Annotated in this window: 16 protein-coding genes and 1 tRNA gene; 14 read left to right on the top strand and 3 right to left on the bottom strand. The window is 73.4% G+C overall.

Annotated features, from left to right (window positions below):
• Window positions 1-11 precede the first annotated feature (11 nt).
• From moaC to ABD269_RS07185, 5 genes are all read left to right on the top strand, one after another.
• The gene (gene moaC / locus ABD269_RS07205; protein WP_344117008.1) at window positions 12-533 is read left to right on the top strand and encodes a cyclic pyranopterin monophosphate synthase MoaC; all 522 of its coding nucleotides are present in this window, start codon (window positions 12-14) and stop codon (window positions 531-533) included.
• Complete coding sequence (locus ABD269_RS07200) at window positions 530-1,096, top strand: MogA/MoaB family molybdenum cofactor biosynthesis protein (protein ID WP_344117007.1); 567 nt, start codon at window positions 530-532, stop codon at window positions 1,094-1,096. The genes moaC and ABD269_RS07200 overlap by 4 nt, the downstream gene beginning before the upstream one ends.
• Window positions 1,093-1,713, top strand: coding sequence for a GNAT family N-acetyltransferase (locus ABD269_RS07195; RefSeq protein WP_344117006.1), 621 nt, complete (start codon window positions 1,093-1,095; stop codon window positions 1,711-1,713). Before ABD269_RS07200 ends, ABD269_RS07195 begins: the two co-directional genes overlap by 4 nt.
• A 151-nt stretch (window positions 1,714-1,864) precedes the next feature.
• Window positions 1,865-2,905, top strand: coding sequence for a divisome protein SepX/GlpR (sepX, locus tag ABD269_RS07190; protein WP_301886873.1), 1,041 nt, complete (start codon window positions 1,865-1,867; stop codon window positions 2,903-2,905).
• Between the two features lie 93 nt (window positions 2,906-2,998).
• Window positions 2,999-3,072 (top strand) — tRNA-Ala (locus ABD269_RS07185).
• A gap of 120 nt (window positions 3,073-3,192) precedes the next feature.
• On the opposite strand, the gene ABD269_RS07180 is transcribed toward ABD269_RS07185, so the two are convergent.
• Window positions 3,193-5,379 (bottom strand): alpha-N-acetylglucosaminidase, encoded by a 2,187-nt coding sequence (locus tag ABD269_RS07180; RefSeq protein ID WP_344117004.1) that lies wholly within the window; start codon window positions 5,377-5,379, stop codon window positions 3,193-3,195.
• A gap of 193 nt (window positions 5,380-5,572) precedes the next feature.
• Here ABD269_RS07180 and ABD269_RS07175 point away from each other — a divergent pair, with 193 nt between their 5' ends.
• From ABD269_RS07175 to ABD269_RS07165, 3 genes are all read left to right on the top strand, one after another.
• The gene (locus ABD269_RS07175; protein ID WP_344117003.1) at window positions 5,573-6,034 is read left to right on the top strand and encodes a hypothetical protein; all 462 of its coding nucleotides are present in this window, start codon (window positions 5,573-5,575) and stop codon (window positions 6,032-6,034) included.
• A gap of 20 nt (window positions 6,035-6,054) precedes the next feature.
• Window positions 6,055-7,290: an ATP-binding protein gene (locus tag ABD269_RS07170; RefSeq protein ID WP_344117002.1), complete on the top strand. Its 1,236-nt coding sequence runs from the start codon at window positions 6,055-6,057 to the stop codon at window positions 7,288-7,290.
• 70 nt (window positions 7,291-7,360) lie between these two features.
• Entirely contained in the window at window positions 7,361-7,870 is a 510-nt protein-coding gene (locus tag ABD269_RS07165) for a DUF1269 domain-containing protein (protein ID WP_301886877.1), read from the top strand.
• Window positions 7,871-7,897: 27 nt separating this feature from the next.
• On the opposite strand, the gene ABD269_RS07160 is transcribed toward ABD269_RS07165, so the two are convergent.
• Window positions 7,898-8,380: a GNAT family N-acetyltransferase gene (locus tag ABD269_RS07160; RefSeq protein ID WP_344117001.1), complete on the bottom strand. Its 483-nt coding sequence runs from the start codon at window positions 8,378-8,380 to the stop codon at window positions 7,898-7,900.
• A gap of 67 nt (window positions 8,381-8,447) precedes the next feature.
• On the opposite strand from ABD269_RS07160, the gene ABD269_RS07155 reads away from it, so the two are divergent.
• The 4 genes from ABD269_RS07155 (at window position 8,448) to ABD269_RS07140 (ending at window position 12,111) form a co-directional block, all read left to right on the top strand.
• Complete coding sequence (locus tag ABD269_RS07155) at window positions 8,448-9,239, top strand: exodeoxyribonuclease III (RefSeq protein WP_344117000.1); 792 nt, start codon at window positions 8,448-8,450, stop codon at window positions 9,237-9,239.
• A gap of 187 nt (window positions 9,240-9,426) precedes the next feature.
• Window positions 9,427-10,947, top strand: coding sequence for a flavin-containing monooxygenase (locus ABD269_RS07150; protein WP_344116999.1), 1,521 nt, complete (start codon window positions 9,427-9,429; stop codon window positions 10,945-10,947).
• Window positions 10,944-11,822: an SDR family oxidoreductase gene (locus ABD269_RS07145; protein ID WP_344116998.1), complete on the top strand. Its 879-nt coding sequence runs from the start codon at window positions 10,944-10,946 to the stop codon at window positions 11,820-11,822. The genes ABD269_RS07150 and ABD269_RS07145 overlap by 4 nt, the downstream gene beginning before the upstream one ends.
• Before the next feature lie 100 nt (window positions 11,823-11,922).
• Complete coding sequence (locus ABD269_RS07140; RefSeq protein ID WP_301886882.1) at window positions 11,923-12,111, top strand: hypothetical protein; 189 nt, start codon at window positions 11,923-11,925, stop codon at window positions 12,109-12,111.
• Window positions 12,112-12,249: 138 nt separating this feature from the next.
• On the opposite strand, the gene ABD269_RS07135 is transcribed toward ABD269_RS07140, so the two are convergent.
• Window positions 12,250-15,504 (bottom strand): S41 family peptidase, encoded by a 3,255-nt coding sequence (locus ABD269_RS07135; protein ID WP_344116997.1) that lies wholly within the window; start codon window positions 15,502-15,504, stop codon window positions 12,250-12,252.
• Window positions 15,505-15,678: 174 nt separating this feature from the next.
• Here ABD269_RS07135 and ABD269_RS07130 point away from each other — a divergent pair, with 174 nt between their 5' ends.
• Together ABD269_RS07130 and ABD269_RS07125 are read left to right on the top strand one after the other, a co-directional pair.
• Entirely contained in the window at window positions 15,679-16,281 is a 603-nt protein-coding gene (locus ABD269_RS07130) for a TetR/AcrR family transcriptional regulator (protein WP_301886884.1), read from the top strand.
• Window positions 16,282-16,380: 99 nt separating this feature from the next.
• A complete protein-coding gene (locus ABD269_RS07125; RefSeq protein ID WP_344116996.1) occupies window positions 16,381-18,582 on the top strand; it encodes an MMPL family transporter in 2,202 nt (733 codons plus the stop codon).
• Window positions 18,583-18,630 lie beyond the last annotated feature (48 nt).

The following is an 18,630-nucleotide window of genomic DNA, read 5'->3' as shown; positions in this document are numbered from 1 at the left end:
CCAGGAGAACGATGAGCAGCGCCCAGGACCCTCTTTCGCGGCCGACCGGCCTCACCCACCTCGACAGCGCGGGCGCGGCCCGGATGGTCGACGTCTCCGCCAAGGAGGTCACCACCCGCACCGCGCGCGCGAGCGGCCGGGTGCGCGTCTCGCCGCGCGTCGTGGAACTGCTGCGGGGCGAGGGCGTTCCCAAGGGCGACGCGCTCGCCACGGCCCGCATCGCGGGCATCATGGGCGCCAAGCGCACCCCCGACCTGATCCCGCTCTGCCACCCCCTGGCCGTGTCGGGCGTCAAGGTCGACCTGACCGTGGCCGACGACGCCGTCGAGATCCTCGCCACGGTGAGGACCACGGACCGTACGGGCGTGGAGATGGAGGCCCTGACCGCCGTCACGGTGGCCGCCCTCACGCTCGTCGACATGGTCAAGGCCGTCGACAAGGGCGCCGTGATCACGGACGTCCGGGTGGAGGAGAAGACCGGCGGCAAGTCGGGCCCGTGGACCCGGGCGGAGCGGGAAGGGGCGGGGGCGTGAAGCAGGAGCCGTACCGCGCGCTGGTCGTCACCGCCTCCAACCGCGCCGCCGCCGGGGTCTACGCCGACCGGGGCGGCCCGCTGCTCGTCGCCGGTCTGGAGGCACTCGGGTTCGCCGTGGACGGCCCGCGGGTGGTCCCCGACGGCGACCCCGTCGAGGCCGCCCTGCGGGAGGCGGTGCGGCAGGCGTACGACGTGGTGCTGACCACCGGCGGCACCGGGATCTCGCCCACCGACCGCACCCCCGAGGCCACCCGCCGCGTCCTCGACCACGAGATCCCCGGTATCCCCGAGGCCATCCGGGCGGAAGGGCTGGCGAAGGTCCCCACGGCCGCCCTCTCCCGGGGCCTCGCGGGCGTCGCGGGCCGCACCCTGATCGTGAACCTGCCCGGCTCCACCGGAGGCGTACGCGACGGCCTGGCCGTGCTGGAGCGGATCCTCGTCCACGCCGTGGACCAGCTGCACGGCGGCGACCACCCGGGCGGGGGCGAGGCGCACAGCGCGGCGGACGGAGCGCCCCGGCCGCCGCGCCCGCCCGCGGACGGCCCCCGGACCCCGGCATGAGCGCCTGGCCCGCCGAGCTGCGGGACGGCGATGTCCTCCTGCGCCCGATCAAGCTGCGCGACCAGCACGCCTGGCGGGAGGTCAACCGCCGCAACCGCGACTGGCTGCGCCCCTGGGAGGCCACGATCCCGCCGCCCCCGCCCGGCGGGCCGGCCACCCAGCGCCCCACCTACCGGCAGATGGTCCGCCACCTGCGGGCCGAGGCGCACGCCGGGCGGATGCTGCCCTTCGTCATCGAGTACCAGGGGCGGCTGGCCGGCCAGCTGACCGTGGCGGGCATCACCTGGGGCTCGATGTGCTCGGCCCACATCGGCTACTGGGTCGACGCGGCCGTCGCGGGCCGCGGCGTGATGCCGACCGCCGTCGCGCTCGCCGTCGACCACTGCTTCCACCACCTCGGGCTGCACCGGGTCGAGGTGTGCATCCGGCCGGAGAACCTCCCCAGCCGCCGGGTGGTGGAGAAGCTCGACTTCCGGGAGGAGGGCCTGCGCCCCGGGTACCTCCACATCGACGGCGCCTGGCGCGATCACCTCGTCTACGCGCTGACCGCCGAGGAGGTCCCGGGCGGGCTGCTGGCGCGCTGGCACCGGTCCCGGCCGAGCACCTCGCACAAATAAAATAAACGTTCGAATTTAACTGTCAATTGACAGTATTCGAGTGGTTCCGGTCCCAACAATCACAAAAAAAGTTCGAGATATCAGCCGGATCGTGCGACACACCGGGCCAATTGGCGGAATCCCTCGCGTGCGCCCCTCTACGGTGTGAAGTGTGAGCAGCAGCGGCCTCATCTACGCAGTCATCGTCGGGGCCTGGGCCGCCTACTTGGTGCCGATGTGGCTCCGTAGGCAGGACGAGCTCAATGAAGCCCGTCCGACGGAACGCTTCAGCACCGCCATCCGGCTGCTGTCCGGACGGGCGGGCATGGAGCGCCGTTACGCCAAGGGCCTGGAAGGGCGCGCGACCGACGACGCGCAGGACTCCGGCGACCCCGTGGACGCCCGTGGGTCCGAGCCGGAAGCGCCGACCGAGACGGTCGACGTCCGGCCCTTCGGCGCGCCCGCGCAAGCGCCGGCCGGTGCGCCCCCCGGGGTGCCGCACCCCTCCCCGTCGGCCGCCGAGCGCGCCCGGCGCTCGAAGGTGCTCGCGCGCCGTCGCCGCACCACGGTGGTGCTCTTCCTGGCCTTCACCCTCGGCGCGGTCGTCGCGGGCGTCGGCGGGCTGGCGTTCCTGTGGGCCCCGGCCGCGCCCGCCCTGCTGCTCAGCGCGTACATCGTCTACCTCAGGACGCAGGAGCGCCGCCGGTTCGCCTTCACCATGGACCAGCGCCGGGCCGAACTCGCCGCGCAGCGGCTCCGCGAGGGCCGGCCCCGCCCTCGCCAGGCGGCGCCGGACCCCGTGACCGCCGCCGCGCCCCTCGATGACACCGTCACCCACCCGGCGCCCGCGCCCGCCCCGCCCGCCGAGCCCTCGGCCACGGCGGGCCGCCGCGCGCTGGTCGAGCAGACCGACCACGCGGAGTGGGTCGACCAGCAGCGCGACCGGGGCACGGGCGAGGGCTGGGAGCCGGTGCCCGTGCCGCTGCCGACCTACGTCACCGCGCCGGTCGCCCCGCGCGCCGGCGACAGCGTCGACCTCGGCGCCCCGGACACCTGGAGCTCGGCCCGCTCCAGCACCGCGGAACCGACCGGCCGCCGCCCCGCGGAGGACCGCCGCTCCGGCCGCCCCCGCCGCCGTCCCCGCGAGCGCGGCCGCACCCCGCTCTTCGACCAGTACGCCGACGACGACCGCCCGCGCGCGGCCAACGAGTGACCTCCGGGCCCGTTCCCGGCCCGCGTCGCTGACCAGCGGGGGAGCGGATTTCTGAGCACCCGGATGGAGGTGCTAGAGTTTCACTCGTTGCAAGGGCCTGTGGCGCAGTCCGGTAGCGCACCTCGTTCGCATCGAGGGGGTCAGGGGTTCGAATCCCCTCAGGTCCACCGCAACGACTGTTCTTGAGTTGGCTCAGGGATAGTTGACGAGATCCCGTCCGATCGTTCCGATCGGGCGGGATCTCTGCTTTTCCGGGGACGTCCGGGTGAGTGCCGTGAGTTGGGCGGCTAGAGCTTCGCCGCCACCGTCCGGGCGATCCGCACGATGTCGCCCGACGGCTTCGTCGGGAAGGCGGGGTGGTCGCGGGTCCAGCGGTCCTCCAGGGTGAACCAGTCGACCGGCTTCGGCTTGCGGTGGGTCGCGAGGGCCGTGTCCAGGGATGTGAAGTACGTCTTCCAGCGCAGCCGGTAGAGGCCGCCGACCAGGCCCGACCACTCGCGGTTGGCGTAGTCGTGCAGCTTGCCCCGGTCGGCCGACGCGCGGGGGCCCCAGGTGGTCAGCAGGGAGACCGCGTCGTACTCCAGGCGGTCGCGCTCCGCGCCGGTCGTGCCCCAGGCGCGGGCGTCGGCGATCCAGCGGCCCAGCAGGTGGTCGCCGTCGGTCGCCACGGCCTGCTCCAGCAGGGACATCCAGCCGAGCCACTCGCGGGTCAGGCCGTGGAAGCGGGCCCGGTCACCGGCGTCGTAGGCGGCCTTCAGGCGCGGCAGGAGGAGGCGGGCGCGGTTGGCGACGCACTGCCGGGTCACGTCGAGCAGGTCGTAGCGGTAGGCGGTGCTCCGGCGCAGTGCGGGGGTGACGGCGAGGAGTTCCGGCAGGGCGCGTTCGAACTCTCCCGCGTCGTAGCGCAGTTGCCTCGGCGACCAGGCGGCGGCGTGGGTGACGGCCAGGTCGGGGCGGGCGGCGAAGAGGCTGTCGGCGGGCTCGCTCCAGCCGTCCGTGCGGCTGGTGCCGTACGCGGTGTGCCGCAGGACGTCCCAGGCGCGCACGGCGTGGGCGTCGGTGGCGCCGTAGCGGTAGCGGGGCCACTGCTCGAACCAGGAGCGCAGGTCCACCGGTCCGTCCGTCCACGGCAGGTCGGCGAAGAGGGCCAGAGCTGCGGGGTTGTTGTCGGCAGCCTCGGGCATCAGGGCGATGCCGTGCAGCGCGCTGCCCTTCTTCGTCCGCCACCGGTCGTAGAGGGCCGCCCAGTCACGGGTGTTGGCGCCCATCGCGGTGTGGCCGCCGAAGTTCCAGATCGACCCGAAGGCGTACGGCGTGCCGGCCCAGTCGGCCTCCCGGTCGGTCACGTTGGCGTAGTGGTCGGAGAGCCCGTCGAGGATCAGCATCCGGGATCTGTCGACGGCGTCGACGATCTCGCGGCGCGGGTTGGTCTGCCAGCCGAGGATGGCCCAGGTGGCGTGCGGGTGCGCGGTGCGCAGGGCCTTCTCCACGGCCCGCGCGGCGGCGCCGACCGGTACGTTCCCGGGGTCGCCGCCCTCGTGCAGCAGATCCATCTTGTACATCGGACTCGCCCCGAACAGCTCCTGCTGCACCCGGTAGAAGGTCCGGGCGACCCGCCCGAAGTGCGCCGTGCGCGGGTCGAGCCAGTCGGGGCGGCGAAAGCCTCCCCAGTCGCCCTGCGGGACCGTGCGGGCGCCGGGGTTGCGCCGGGCGAACCCGGGCGGCACGGTGCCGAAGTAGCCCGGCAGGACGGGCGTCATGCCCAGCTCGCGCAGCCGCCGGACGATCCTGCGCGCCAGGGCCGTGCGCCGGTCCAGGAGCGCGGGGGAGAGGGGACCGCCGAAGGACGCCATGTTCTGCAGCAGCCACCACGGCTGGTGGGCGGGGCCGGGCAGCCACTCGCGCAGCTCGGCGTCGCTGTAGCCGAACTCCGCGAACGTCCGGTGGTAGACGGCGTCGGCGCCCGCGTAGACCAGCACCTCGTTGAATCCGTGCAGCGCCAGTACATCGATTTCGCGCTCCCAGTAGTCCCACCCTCTGTACGGCCCGGCGTAGCCGTCGTTGGTGTCGTTGAGCACGAAGCGGTGCGCGACGTTCGCGGCCTTCGCCAGCGGGGTACGGACGCCGGGTAGGCGGTCGGGGAGGGCGGTCTGCGCACCGTTCCAGGAGAAGTGGGCGTGGGCCGTGTGTCGGAGATACCAGTGGAAGCCGGTGAGCTGCACCGCCGGGGTGCTGCCCTCCACCAGGAGCGTGCCGGGACCGCCGGAGACGCGGAAGACGTCCGCGCCGCCCCTGCGGGGCACGGTGCGGAAGGTGACCTGGGAGCGGTGGCGGGGCAGCAGCCGGGCGAGGGCCGCGGCGGCGCCGGAGCCACCGCCGGCCCGGCCCTCGGCGGCCGCGGAGGGCGGCCCCGCCGCGCCGAGCGCGGCGGACCCGGCGAGAGCACACAGGAGCGTACGACGGGCGACATGCATGAGTGACCTCCACCGTGACACCGCGGCGACCGGACCGGACCACTTGAGCGCGGTGATCCTACGATCCGACGAGCGCCACGCGGCAGGGGCGCGGTCAGCAATCCAGCCACGCCGGTTACATTTGGCACGAATGGCCCCATCGGGCCGACCCGACCTGCTACGCCGCCCCCGACCGTCCGACCCGAGGAAACCCGTGCGCACGGTGCGCTCCCTGACCGCGACCCTCGGCGCCCTGGCCCTCGCTCTCGGGCTGCTGGGCGCGCTGTGCGGCTGCGCCGAGCCGGGCGGGCTCAAGGTGACGGGCCCCGCGCCGAGCCCCTCGCCCGGCACCGGAACGGTCTCCGTGTCCGAGGGCGCGGGCAAGCCCCCGCTGCGCCGCCCCGCCGCGTTCACCGCCTCCGGCACCGTCCGCCTGACCGAGCTGCGCTGGAGCACCTGGGGCGGGGCGACCGCGGAGGCCACCGGCAAGGTCGGCGGCAGCTGGTGCGCGCCCGCCTGCGCCAGCACGCCGTACGAGGCCAGGGTCACGCTCGGCGGTCTGGTGCGGCAGGACCGTTCCGCCTACTACAGCCGCGCCACGGTCGACGTCGCGGGCCTGCCGGCCGAGCAGCGAGCGGAGCTGCGCGACCTGCGGCTCCACGTCCCCCAGCGTTAGCCGCCGAGGAGCCGAGGACCATGGGACTGCGTACGAAGATCGGCGTGGCCATCACCGCCACCGCCGCCCTGGTCGCCGTCATCATGGGCCTCGTCGTGCACCACCGCACCGCCCTCACCCAGCTCGACACCGCCCGCGACTCCATCGACTCCCGGCTCGGCGCGGCCGTCGAGGACCACGCCGCGGGCTTCGACCGGCCCCGGACGCTCATCAACCCCGACCGGATACCCGGGCCGCTGCGGAAGGCCATCGACAGGGGCAGGCGCGCCACCTATCTCGACCGCAGCGGCCCCGAGCCGACGCTCTGGGCGGGCAGCCGCCTCGGCAACGATGTCATCGTCCTCAAGCACCCCTACACCCGGCAGATGCGCAACCTCCAGGACCTCGACGAGATCCTCTGGCTGGCCGGCGGCCTCGGCACCGCCTTCGCCTGCGTCGTCGGCGTGGGCCTCGCGACCGTGGCCGGCCGCCGCCTCAACGCCTCCGCCCGCACCGCCGAGCGGATCGCCCACGGCGACCTCACCGCCCGCCTCAGACCCCGCGGCGGCCAGGACGAGATCGCCCGCCTGACCGTCGCCGTCAACACCATGGCCGACGCCCTCGCCGCCCGCCTCCAGGCCGAGCGCGAGGTGACCTCGAACATCGCGCACGAACTGCGCACCCCCGTCGCCGGCCTGGTGGCCGCCGCCGCCCTCCTGCCGCCCGGCCGCCCCGCCGACATGGTCAGGGAACGGGCCCGGCGGCTGAGCGGACTCATGGAGGACGTCCTGGAGGTCGCCCGCCTCGACGGCTCCGCCGAGCACGCCGAGACCGACGTACGGGCGCTCGGCGAGCTGACGCGCCGGGCGGTGCGCGCGACGGCCGTGCCGGACGGGGCGGTGGTCGACGTGCGCGTCGTACGCGACAGCCTCGTCGACACCGACGGGCGGCGCGTCGAACGGATCCTCGCCAACCTCGTCACCAACGCCTTCCGGCACGGCGCCGCGCCGGTCGTCGCCGAGGTCGACGGCGGCGTCGTCCGCATACGCGACAGCGGCCCCGGCTTCCCGCCGCGGCTGCTCAGGAGCGGGCCGCAGCGCTTCCGTACGGGCTCCGGCAGCGGCCTCGGCCTGGGGCTGACGATCGCCGCCGGGCAGGCGCGGGTCCTGGGCGCCCGGCTGGCCTTCGCCAACCCCGAGGGCGGCGGCGCCGAGGCGGTTCTCGACCTCACCTCCGCGGTGCGCGAGGGCGGGCCGGGGCCCGACGGGAGCCCGTGAACGTGCGGCCCGGCCCGGCAGGGGCAACAGTGGAAGCCACCACCTCCGCCGACGCACGGGAGCGGCCACGATGGACGAGCACGTCCTCTTCATGAACCTCGACGGCCCCCACGAGGGCCAGGGCGCCCTCGACGCGCTCCGCCAGGCGCACGCCGACGGCGACATCAAGCTGCGCGAGGCCACGGTGATCACCCGGGACGCGGAGGGCAACCTCGACTTCCCCGCCACCGAGGACAACACCGGCACGGCCCGCGGCTTCGCCGTCGGCAGCCTGGTCGGCGGGCTCGTCGGCATCCTCGGCGGCCCGCTCGGCATCATGATCGGCTTCGGCGCGGGCGGCCTCATCGGGGGCGCGCGCGACGCGCGCGAGGCGACTGCCGCCAACGCGGCCGTCGAGATGCTGGCCGCGGAGGTCCCGCCGGGGAGCACGGTGCTCATCGCCGAGGCCGCCGAGGACCGCCCCGACGTCCTGGACACGGCGCTCGAACCGTTCGGCACGGGCCTGGAGCGGTACCCGGCGGACCGGGTGCGCGAAGCGGTCGAGGCGGCCATCGCCAACCGTCCGCCGCACGACGAGTGACCGCGGCGCCGTCGCGACGACTCGGCGCTATCCCAACGGCTTCGTGAAGCAGCGGCTGCTCGGATAATTGCGGTAGAAGCCGAATTTCGTCACCGCCGGTGCGTAACCCGACGATGTGTACAGGGCTATGGCCTCCGGCTGCATGTCCCCCGTCTCCAGGACCATCCGCACCCGCCCCGCGGCCGTCGCGTCCTCCTCCAGGTCCGCCAGTATCCGCCGCGCCAGACCGCGCCCCCGCGCGCCCCGCACCACGTACATCCGCTTCAGCTCCGCGTCCCCGTCCGCGTACCCCTCGGCGTTCGCCTCGTGCGCGCGCCAGCCGCCGGTGGCGACCGGCGTGCCGTCGTCCTCGTACGCGATGAGATATAGGCCACGCGGCGGGTCGAAATGGGCGGGCTCCAGGGGAGTGAGATCGCCTTGCTCCCCATAGCGCTCCGCGTACTCCAATTGCACCTGGTCATTGAGCTTCACGGCGTCCGGGTGGTCGAAGGCGACGGGAACGATGCGCATTCAACGGATCGTACGGCCGGGCGGCCGCCGGCGGCAGGGCTGTGGAGGAAGTCGGTATCGTGCCGGAATGCTCACCGTGACCTCCGTGAATGTGAACGGCCTGCGCGCCGCCGCCAAGAAGGGCTTCGTCGACTGGCTGGCCGCCACCGAGGCCGACGTCGTCTGCCTCCAGGAAGTGCGCGCGGAGGCCCACCAGCTCCCCGACGACGTGCGCGAACCCGCGGGCTGGCACACCGTGCACGCCCCGGCGGCCGCGAAGGGCCGCGCGGGCGTCTCCGTCTACTCGCGGCGCGAGCCCGACGCCGTGCGCGTCGGCTTCGGCTCGGCGGAGTTCGACGGCAGCGGCCGCTATGTGGAGGTCGACCTGCCCGGCGTCACCGTCGCCAGCCTCTACCTCCCCTCGGGCGAGGTCGGCACGGAGCGCCAGGACGAGAAGGAACGCTTCATGGCCGAATTCCTCCCCTACCTCGTCGCGCTGCGCGCGCGGGCGGCGGCGGACGGCCGCGAGGTGCTCGTCTGCGGCGACTGGAACATCGCCCACACCGAGGCCGACCTCAAGAACTGGAAGGCCAACCGCAAGAGCGCGGGCTTCCTTCCCGAGGAGCGCGCCTGGCTGACCGAGGTCTTCGCGGAGTACACGGACGTGGTCCGCGCCCTCCACCCGGGCGTCGAGGGCCCGTACTCCTGGTGGTCCTACCGGGGCCGCGCCTTCGACAACGACTCGGGCTGGCGCATCGACTACCACGTGGCGACCCCGGCCCTGGCCGACCGAGCACGCAAGGCCGCGGTGGAGCGCGCCGCGAGCCATGATCTCCGGTGGTCGGATCATGCGCCGGTGACGGTGGCATACGAGCTGTAGTCAGGGCTGCGGTCGGGTGGGGGTCCGTTCTGCCTGTGGGCGCAACGGACCCGCACCCCTCCCAACTGCCCGCAACCCCCGGTAACTTACCCGCCGCGCACCCCTATCGCTCGCGTGAGCGCTCGCTTACTCTCGCGACTGTGCCAGTGAACGCTGGCGTGATGGAGCGGCTTCGGGAGGCGGCGGCATGGCCGAGCGCGAGCACGTACGGGTGGCGGTGATCGGGTCCGGGTTCGGGGGGCTGGGGGCGGCGGTGCGGCTCCGGCGCGAAGGGATCACCGACTTCGTGGTCCTGGAGCGCGCCGGCTCCGTGGGCGGCACCTGGCGGGACAACACCTATCCCGGCTGCGCCTGCGACGTCCCCTCGCACCTCTACTCCTTCTCCTTCGCCCCCAACCCCGAGTGGCCGCGCAACTTCTCCGGCCAGCCCCACATCCGCGCCTATCTGGAGCGGGTCACCGACACCTTCGGCATCCGCCCCCACCTGCGCTTCGACTCCGAGGTGCTGGCGCTGCGCTGGGACGCGGACCGGCTGCTGTGGGAGCTGGAGACCGCCTCCGGCCCGCTCACCGCCGACGTCGTGGTCTCCGCGACCGGCCCGCTCTCCGAGCCGAGCGTCCCCGACGTGCCGGGCCTGGACACCTTCCCCGGCAAGGTCTTCCACTCCGCCCGCTGGGACCACGACTACGACCTGCGGGGCAAGCGCGTCGCCATGGTCGGCACGGGCGCCTCGGCCATCCAGATCGTGCCGGAGATCCAGCCGGAGGTGCGGCGGCTGACGCTCTTCCAGCGCACCCCGGCCTGGGTGGTGCCGCGCGCCGACCGCAGGATCTCCCACGCCGAGCAATGGCTGCACGCCAAGGTCCCCGCCACCCGCCTGCTGCGCCGCGGACTGCTGTGGGGGGTAAGGGAGTTGCAGGTCGGGATGTTCACCAAGCGGCCGTCCGACCTGCGGATCCTGGAGCGGCTCGCCGCCTCCCACCTGCGCAAGGCCGTCAAGGACCCGGCGCTGCGGGCCGCCCTGACCCCCGGCTACCGCATCGGCTGCAAGCGCATCCTGCTCTCCAACGACTACTACCCCGCGCTCACCCGCCCCAATGTGGACCTGGTGACCTCCGGGCTCGCCGAGGTGCGCGGCTCCACGCTGATCGCCGCCGACGGCACGGAGACGGAGGCCGACGCGATCGTCTTCGGCACCGGCTTCCGGGTCACCGACCAGCCCATCGGCCGGCTGGTCACCGGCGCCGAGGGCCGTACGCTCGCCGAGGAGTGGAAGGACGGCATGGCCGCGCTGCGCGGCGCCACCGTCGCCGGGTTCCCCAACTTCCTCACGATCATCGGCGCCAACACGGGCCTCGGCAACAGCTCGATGATCCTCATCATCGAATCGCACCTCAACTACCTCATCGACTACATGCGGCAGTTGGAGATCCTGGGCGGCCCCTCGCACAAGGCGGCGCTCGACGCCCGCCCGTCCGCCGTGGGCGCCTGGAACCGCAGACTCCAGGCGCGGCTGGCGCGTTCGGTCTGGAACACCGGCTGCGCCAGCTGGTACCTCGACGCGGGCGGCCGCAACACCACCGCCTGGCCCGGCTCCACCACGGAGTTCCGGAAGGTCACCCGCCAGGTGGACCTCACCGAGTACCAGGTGCTGCGCGTGCCGAGCACCGCCGGCAGCGCCCGCCCCGCCGCGGAGGCCGCCCGATGAGCCGCCTGCCGCTGGAGGGACAGGTCGCCGTCGTCACCGGCGCCGCGCGGGGCATCGGCGCCCAACTGGCCCGCAAACTCTCGGCACGCGGCGCCCGCGTCGCACTGGTGGGCCTGGAGGAGGACGAGCTGCGCCGGGTCGCGTCCTCGCTCCACGAGGACGCCGCGCACTGGTACGCCGACGTCACCGACCACGAGGCGATGGCGCGGGTGGCCCGCGAGGTCAAGGCCCGGTTCGGCAAGGTGGACATCGTCGTCGCCAACGCGGGCGTCGCCGCCGGCGGCCCGCTGGAGGACTCCGACCACGAGGCGTGGCGGCGCGTCGTCGAGGTCAACCTCATCGGCAGCGCCGTCACCGGCCGCGCCTTCCTGCCCGTACTCGCCGAGAGCCGCGGCTATCTGCTCCAGATCGCGTCGCTGGCGGCGATCAGCCCGGCGCCGATGATGACCGCGTACTGCGCGTCGAAGGCGGGCGTCGAGGCGTACGCGCACTGCCTGCGCGCCGAGGTCGGCCACCGGGGCGTACGGGTCGGCGTCGGCTATCTCAGCTGGACGGACACCGACATGGTGCGCGGGGCCGACGAGGACCCGGTGATGCGGAAGTCACGCGAGCGGCTGCCGTGGCCCGCGAACCGCACCTACCCCCTCGGCCCGGCCGTCGACCGGCTGGTCGCGGGCATCGAACGGCGCTCCGCGCACATCTACGCACAGGGGTGGCTGCGCGCGCTGCAGCCCGTGCGCGGCCTGCTGCCCGCGCTGATCGCCGTGGGCGCCCGCCGCGAGATGCGCCGCCTCGCACCCGAACTGTCCGGGAGGCGCACGGGACTTGTGGGCGCCGGGGGAGCGGCCGACGAGAAGGCGCGGGCCGTGCGATAGCGGAGGGTAGTCGTACGATATGCGGGCCGTGAGGGTGCGTGCCACGCTGTTCCGGGGGCGGTCCAACGCCCTCCCACACCCCCCACGAGGAGTGAACAGCATGGGCATCAAGGACGAGATGCAGGCCAAGGCCCAGCAGGCCAAGCAGAAGATGCAGGGCAAGCAGGACGAGGCGAAGCAGCGCGGCCAGAGCGAGCAGGAGCGCCTGCGCCAGCGCGCGGAGCAGGCCAGGCAGCAGGGCCAGCAGTCCTTCGACGACATCCAGGACGACCTCGACGACCGCACCTAGTCGACTGCGTCCGGCAGAGCGGGTCCGGGGTTCGCCCCCGGGCCCGCTCTCGTCGTTCGGCTGCTGCACTCTTGCCGCCTGCGGCGGGAGCTCCCTTCGGGAGCGTCCTCAAACGCCGGACGGGCTGGATTGTTCCGCCTACCTCGGCGGGAGTTCGGGCCTGCGGAGGTCCGGTGCGTCCGAGTAGTCCGGGGGTTCGGCGCAGCCGTGCCTCTCCAGCAGGTCGAGCGCGAGCCGTACGGCGTCGTCCATCTGCTTGTGGCGGCCCTCCGCCCAGTCCAGCGGGGTGCGGTCCACCTCGATGTCCGGCTCGACGCCGTGGTTCTCCACGCCCCAGCCGTAGGCGTCGAACCACGCCGCGTTCATCGGCACGGTGATCGACGAGCCGTCCCCGAGCCGGTGCCGGCCGGTCATCCCGACGACCCCGCCCCAGGTGCGCAGGCCCACCACCGGCCCGATGCCCTGGAGTTTGAAGGCTGCGGTGATCATGTCGCCGTCGGAGGAGGTCATTTCGTCGGCGATGGCCACGACCGGGCCGCGCGGCGCGTTGCTCGCGTACGACACCGGCTGCGCGCCGCGCGTGAGGTCCCAGCCGACGATGGTGCGGGTCAGTTTCTCCACGACCAGCTCGCTGATGTTGCCGCCCGCGTTGCCCCGCACGTCGACGATCAGTGCCGGGCGGGACATCTCCATCCGCAGGTCGCGGTTGAACTGCGCCCAGCCGGAGCCGCCCATGTCGGGGATGTGGAGGTAGCCGCACTTGCCGCCGCTCAGCTCCCGTACGACCGCGCGCCGCTTGGCCACCCAGTCCTGGTAGCGCAGCGGCCGCTCGTCGACCAGCGGGACGACGGCGACGCGGCGCGGGTGCCCGTCGGGCCCGGGGGGCCGGAAGGTCAGCTCGACGGTCGTGCCGCCCGCCGCCGCCAGCAGCGGGTACGGGCCCGCTACCGGGTCCACGGGCCGCCCGTCGACGTGGGTGAGCGCCGAACCCTCCCGGACGCCGGAACCGGCCAGCGGGGAGCGGGCCTTGGAGTCGGAGGAGTCGCCGGGCAGGATGCGCCGCACGGTCCAGGAGCCGTCCTTGTCGTGCACGAGGTTGGCCCCCAGCAGGCCGATGGCACGCTGGTAGTGCGGCGGGCCCTCGTTGCGGCGGGCGGGGACCGCATAGGCGTGCGAGGTGCCCAGCTCGCCGAGCAGCTCGCGCAGCAGGTCGGCGAAGTCGTCGGGGGAGGCGACGCGTTCGACCAGCGGGCGGTACTGCGCGAGTACCGCGTCCCAGTCGATGCCGCACATCCCCGGCTCCCAGAAGTACGCGCGGACGATCCGCCCCGCCTCCTCGTACGCCTGCCGCCACTCGGCCGCCGGGTCCACGTCGTGCAGGATGCGCCGCATGTCGATGTAGACGGTCGAGTCGGAGTCGCCGACGTCCCCGGAGGGCACGGCCCGCAGCTCGCCCTCGTCGTTGATCACCAGGCGGGTGCCGTCGCCGCTGACCGCGAACCAGTCCAGGGAGCTGGTGAGTTCGGTGCGCTTGGCCTTGGCCAGGTCGAAGTGTTCGAGCGTGGGGCGGCCGGAGGTGTCGGCGGGGTTGGCGAAGGTCTCGCCGAGGGCGCCGGAGATCGGCCAGCGCAGCCACACCAGGCCGCCGCCGCTGACGGGGTCGAGCGCGGAGTACTTCGAGGCGGCCACCGGGAAGGGCGTCACCCGGCTCTCCAGCCCCTCCACCTCGATGATCGTCGCCCCTTCCGCGCTGCCGCTGTCGTCGGAGTCGAGCCCTCCGGCCGCGGGCCTGCCCTCCGTCGTCAGCGCGAAGGGCGAGGGCGTCGCCGACGACAGCGGCACGAGATAGGGGCGGCAGCCCAGCGGGAAGGAGAGGTCGCCGGTGTGCACGTCGTAGACCGGGTCGAAGCCGCGCCACGACAGGAAGGCCAGATAGCGGCCGTCGCGGGTGAAGACGGGCTGCTCGTCCTCGAAGCGGCCGTTGGTGACGTCGACAATCAGCCGGTCCGACAGCCTGGCGATCTTGATCTGGCGCAGCGAGCGGCCGACGCCGGGGTGCGACCAGGTCAGCCACGCCGAGTCGGGGGAGAACGCCAGGTCGCGTACGGGGCCGTTGGTGGAGCGGATGAGTTCGCGGACCTCGCCCTCGCCCTCGGGGGAGGTGTCCACGAGCAGCAGCCGCCCGTCGTGCGCGGCGACGGCCAGCCGCTCGCCGTCCGGGGCGGCGATCAGTTCCTGCGCCCGGCCGATCCGGCCCGCCGCCAGCCGCCGCGGCTCGGCGGGCCCGGTGGCGCGCGGCAGTTGCGCGATCTCGATCGCGTCCTCGCCCTCGGCGTCCGTGACATAGGCGACCTGGCCGGTCGAGCCGAGCATCTCCGGCAGCCGGACCCGTACGCCCGGGGTGTCGGCGATCGTCCGGGCCGGCCCGTCGCGGTGCGTCAGCCAGTAGAGGCTGCCGCGCACCTCGACGGCGCTGGCGCGGCCGGTGGTGTCCACGGTGAGCGCCTCGACGTTGGTGGCGGCCTGCACCTGGTACGGGCGGCGTCCGGCGCGCGGCCCGCCCAGGCGCACGTCCAGTCTGCGCGGGACGCCCCGCGGCCCGAGGTCGTCCACCAGCCACAGCCCGCCCGCGCACTGGTAGACCACGCGCGAGCCGTCGGTGGACGCGTGCCGGGCGTAGAAGTCGCCGTGGTCGGTGTGGCGGCGCAGGTCCGAGCCGTCGGGCAGGCAGGAGTAGAGGTTGCCGACGCCCTCGTGGTCGGAGAGGAAGGCGACGCGGCCGGCGACGAACATCGGCGAGTCCAGGTGGCCGCGCAGGTCCGGCACCAGCCGGGTGCCGTGCAGCCACAGCCGCCCCGTGGCGCCGCCGCGGTAGCGCTTCCAGGCGGCGGGCTCGTGCGGCGGCTTGCCCGTCAGCAGCAGCGTCCGGCACTCCGCCCCGCCGATCGCGATGTCGGACGCGGGACCCCACGGCAGCCGCCCGCCGGGCCCGCCGTCGGTGGGCAGCCGGTAGGCCCAGGAGAAGTAGGAGAAGGGCTGGCCGTGCGAGGAGACGGCGAGGATGTCGCAGTGGCCGTCCTGGTCGGGCGGCGCCCAGCCGCAGACGCGGGCGTCGGTGCTGCCCCAGTAGGTGAGCCGGCGGGCGGGCCCGCCGTCGACGGGGGCAAGGTGGATCTCGGGGTCCAGGCTGCGCCAGGTGGTGAAGGCGATGTGCCTGCCGTCGGGGGAGAAGCGGGGGTGCCCGACCCGGGTCCGGTCGACGGTCAGCCGCCAGGCGCGAGCGGCGTCCTTCGCGCCGTCGGCGTCGAGGGGGGCGATCCAGAGGTCGTCCTCGGCCGTGAAGCAGAGCAGATCGCCGTGCAGATGAGGGAACCGCAGATACGCATCACTCACCTCCTCATCGTTTCGGCCCCGGAGGGCCACGGCAACTCGGTCCGTGATTCCGCCCGTGGTTCCGCCCGTGACGGAGAACACCATCGAAACGACGACGTTTCGCAAGGCCGGGACGTACGCTCGTGGTGTACGTGTACGAAACCGTTTCGTTCAAGTGGCCGGAAGGAGTGGCGCATGCCGAAGGACCCACCCGAGCCGACGCTGCCACGCCGCACCCGGCTGACGCCCGAACGGGAAGGCGAGCTCTACGGGGCCGTCCTGGAGATCCTGCGCGAGGTCGGCTACGACGCCCTCACCATGGACGCCGTGGCGGCCCGTACGCACTCCAGCAAGGCCACCCTCTACCGCCAGTGGAAGGGCAAGCCCGAGCTGGTCGCGAGCGCGCTGCGGCACCAGAAGCCGGTCAAGATCTCCAGTATCGACACCGGCACCGTCCGCGGTGACCTCCAGGCCATGCTGTGCGCCGCCGACGACGCGCAGATGGAGAAGGACGCCGCGCTGATGCGGGGTCTGGGCCACGCGATCCACACCAACCCCGACCTCCGCCGCGCGCTGCGTGAGCTGCTGATCGAGCCCGAGCTCCAGGGGCTGGACGCGGTGATGCGACGCGGGGTCGAGCGGGGCGAGCTCGACGCCGACAACCCCGCGCTCGACTACGTCGGGCACATGATGGTCGGCGCTTTCGTCACCCGCCACCTGATCGAGGACCGGACCGCGGACTCCGCGTATCTGGCCCGCTACATCAACGCCGTGATGGTCCCCGCACTCGGCCTCTGATCCGATCAACCCCCCAACCTGACGCGCCGCTCTCGTCGTCGGGCCGGTACCTCACGCCCTGTTACGCCAGATCTCGACACGACGGGAGCACAACGCCTCGTGGCCACGTTCCTCTACAGACTCGGCCGGCTCGCCTTCCGGCGCCGCTGGTACGCAGCCCTCATATGGGTGCTGCTGCTGGTGCTCGCCGGCGCGGGCGCCGCCACCGCGTCCAAGTCCACCAACAACGACTTCTCCATCCCGGGCACCGAGGCGCAGGCCGCCTTCGACCTGCTGGAGCAGCGCTTCCCGGGCCAGACGCCGGACGGCGCGAGCGCCCGCGTCGTCTTCAAGGCCCCCGACGGCCAGAAGATCACCGACGTCAAGAACCAGGCCGCCGTCGAGAAGGCCGTCGCCGAGCTCGCCGGTCCCCAGGTGGCCTCGGCCGCCGACCCGTTCAAGGCGAACGCCGTCAGCAAGGACGGCACGACCGCGTACTCCTCGGTCACCTACAAGGCCAAGCCGCAGGACCTCACCGACGCCTCGCGCGACACGCTCAAGGACGCCGCGAAGCACGCCCGGGACTCCGGGCTGACCGTCGAGACCGGCGGCAGCGCGCTCCAGTCCATGCCCGAGGGCGGCTCGGAGATGATCGGCATCGCGGTGTCCGCGGTCGTCCTGCTGATCACCTTCAGCTCGCTGGTCGCCGCGGGTCTGCCGCTGCTCACCGCGATCATCGGCGTCGGCATCGGCGTCTCCTCGATCGCCGCGCTCGCGCCCGTGCTCGACCTGTCGAGCAACACCTCGACGCTCGCCATGATGATCGGCCTCGCGGTCGGCATCGACTACGCGCTCTTCATCGTCTCCCGCTACCGCGCCGAGGTGGCCGAGGGCCGCGAACGCGAGGAAGCGGCCGGACGGGCCGTCGGCACCGCGGGCTCCGCGGTGGTCTTCGCCGGCCTCACCGTGGTGATCGCGCTGGGCGGCCTCGCGGTCGTCAACATCCCCATGCTGACGAAGATGGGCCTGGCCGCCGCCGGGACCGTCGCCATCGCCGTGCTCATCGCGCTCACCCTCATCCCCGCCCTGCTCGGCTTCGCCCCCCGCAAGGTGCTGGCCCGCAAGGACCGCAAGCGCGACGGCCGCCCCGCGGCCACGGACAAGCCCAACATGGGCACCCGCTGGGCCCGCTTCGTCCTGCGCAAGCCGGTCTGGGTGCTGGCCGCCGGTGTGCTCGGCCTGGGCGCGATCGCCGTGCCCGCCGCCTCGCTCCAGCTCGGCCTGCCCGACGACGGGGCGCAGCCCAAGAGCAGCACCCAGCGCAAGGCGTACGACCTGCTGGCCGACGGCTTCGGCGCCGGCTTCAACGGCCCGCTGATGATCGTCACCGACGCGGCGAAGGCGAGCGACCCCAAGGCCGCCGCGGACACCGTGGTCGACACCATCAAGGGCATGGACGACGTCGCCATGGTCACCCCGGCCGCCTTCAACAAGGCCGGTGACACCGCGACGATCACCGTGGTGCCCAAGTCCAAGCCGACCGGCACCCAGACCGAGGACCTCGTCCACGCCATCCGTGACAAGGGCGGCAAGATCACCTCGGACACCGGCGCCAAGGTGCTCGTCACCGGGTCCACGGCGATGAACATCGACGTCTCGCAGAAGCTCAACGACGCCCTGCTGCCCTACCTGGCACTCGTCGTCGGCCTGGCCTTCCTGCTGCTGATGGTCGTCTTCCGCTCCGTGCTCGTCCCGCTCAAGGCCGCACTCGGCTTCCTGCTGTCCGTGGTCGCCGCCCTCGGCGCGGTCGTCGCGGTCTTCCAGTGGGGCTGGCTCGGCTCGCTCTTCGGCGTCGAGGAGACCGGCCCGATCATGAGCATGATGCCGATCTTCATGGTCGGCGTCGTCTTCGGCCTCGCGATGGACTACGAGGTCTTCCTCGTGACCCGGATGCGGGAGGCGTTCGTCCACGGCGAGCGCCCCGGCCAGGCGATCGTGACCGGCTTCCGGCACGGCGCGCGGGTCGTCACCGCCGCCGCCGTCATCATGATCAGCGTCTTCGCGGGCTTCATCGGCTCCTCCGAATCGATGATCAAGATGATCGGCTTCGGCCTGGCCATCGCCGTCTTCTTCGACGCCTTCGTCGTCCGCATGGCCATCGTCCCCGCCGTCCTCGCCCTGCTCGGCAAGGCCGCCTGGTGGCTGCCCGGCTGGCTCGGCAAGATCCTCCCGAACGTCGACGTCGAGGGCGAGCAGCTGCAGAAGCAGCTGGTGACCCCCTCGGCCGACCCCGACGAGGAGCGCGTGCCGGCCGGCGTCTGACCGCCGCCCGCACGACCCGGCCCGGTGGTGGGCCCCCGAACCGGGGGC

The sequence above is a fragment of the Streptomyces blastmyceticus genome, from assembly GCF_039521185.1.
Taxonomy (GTDB): Bacteria; Actinomycetota; Actinomycetes; order Streptomycetales; family Streptomycetaceae; genus Streptomyces; species Streptomyces blastmyceticus.
This window is presented reverse-complemented; position numbering and strand designations above follow the sequence as displayed.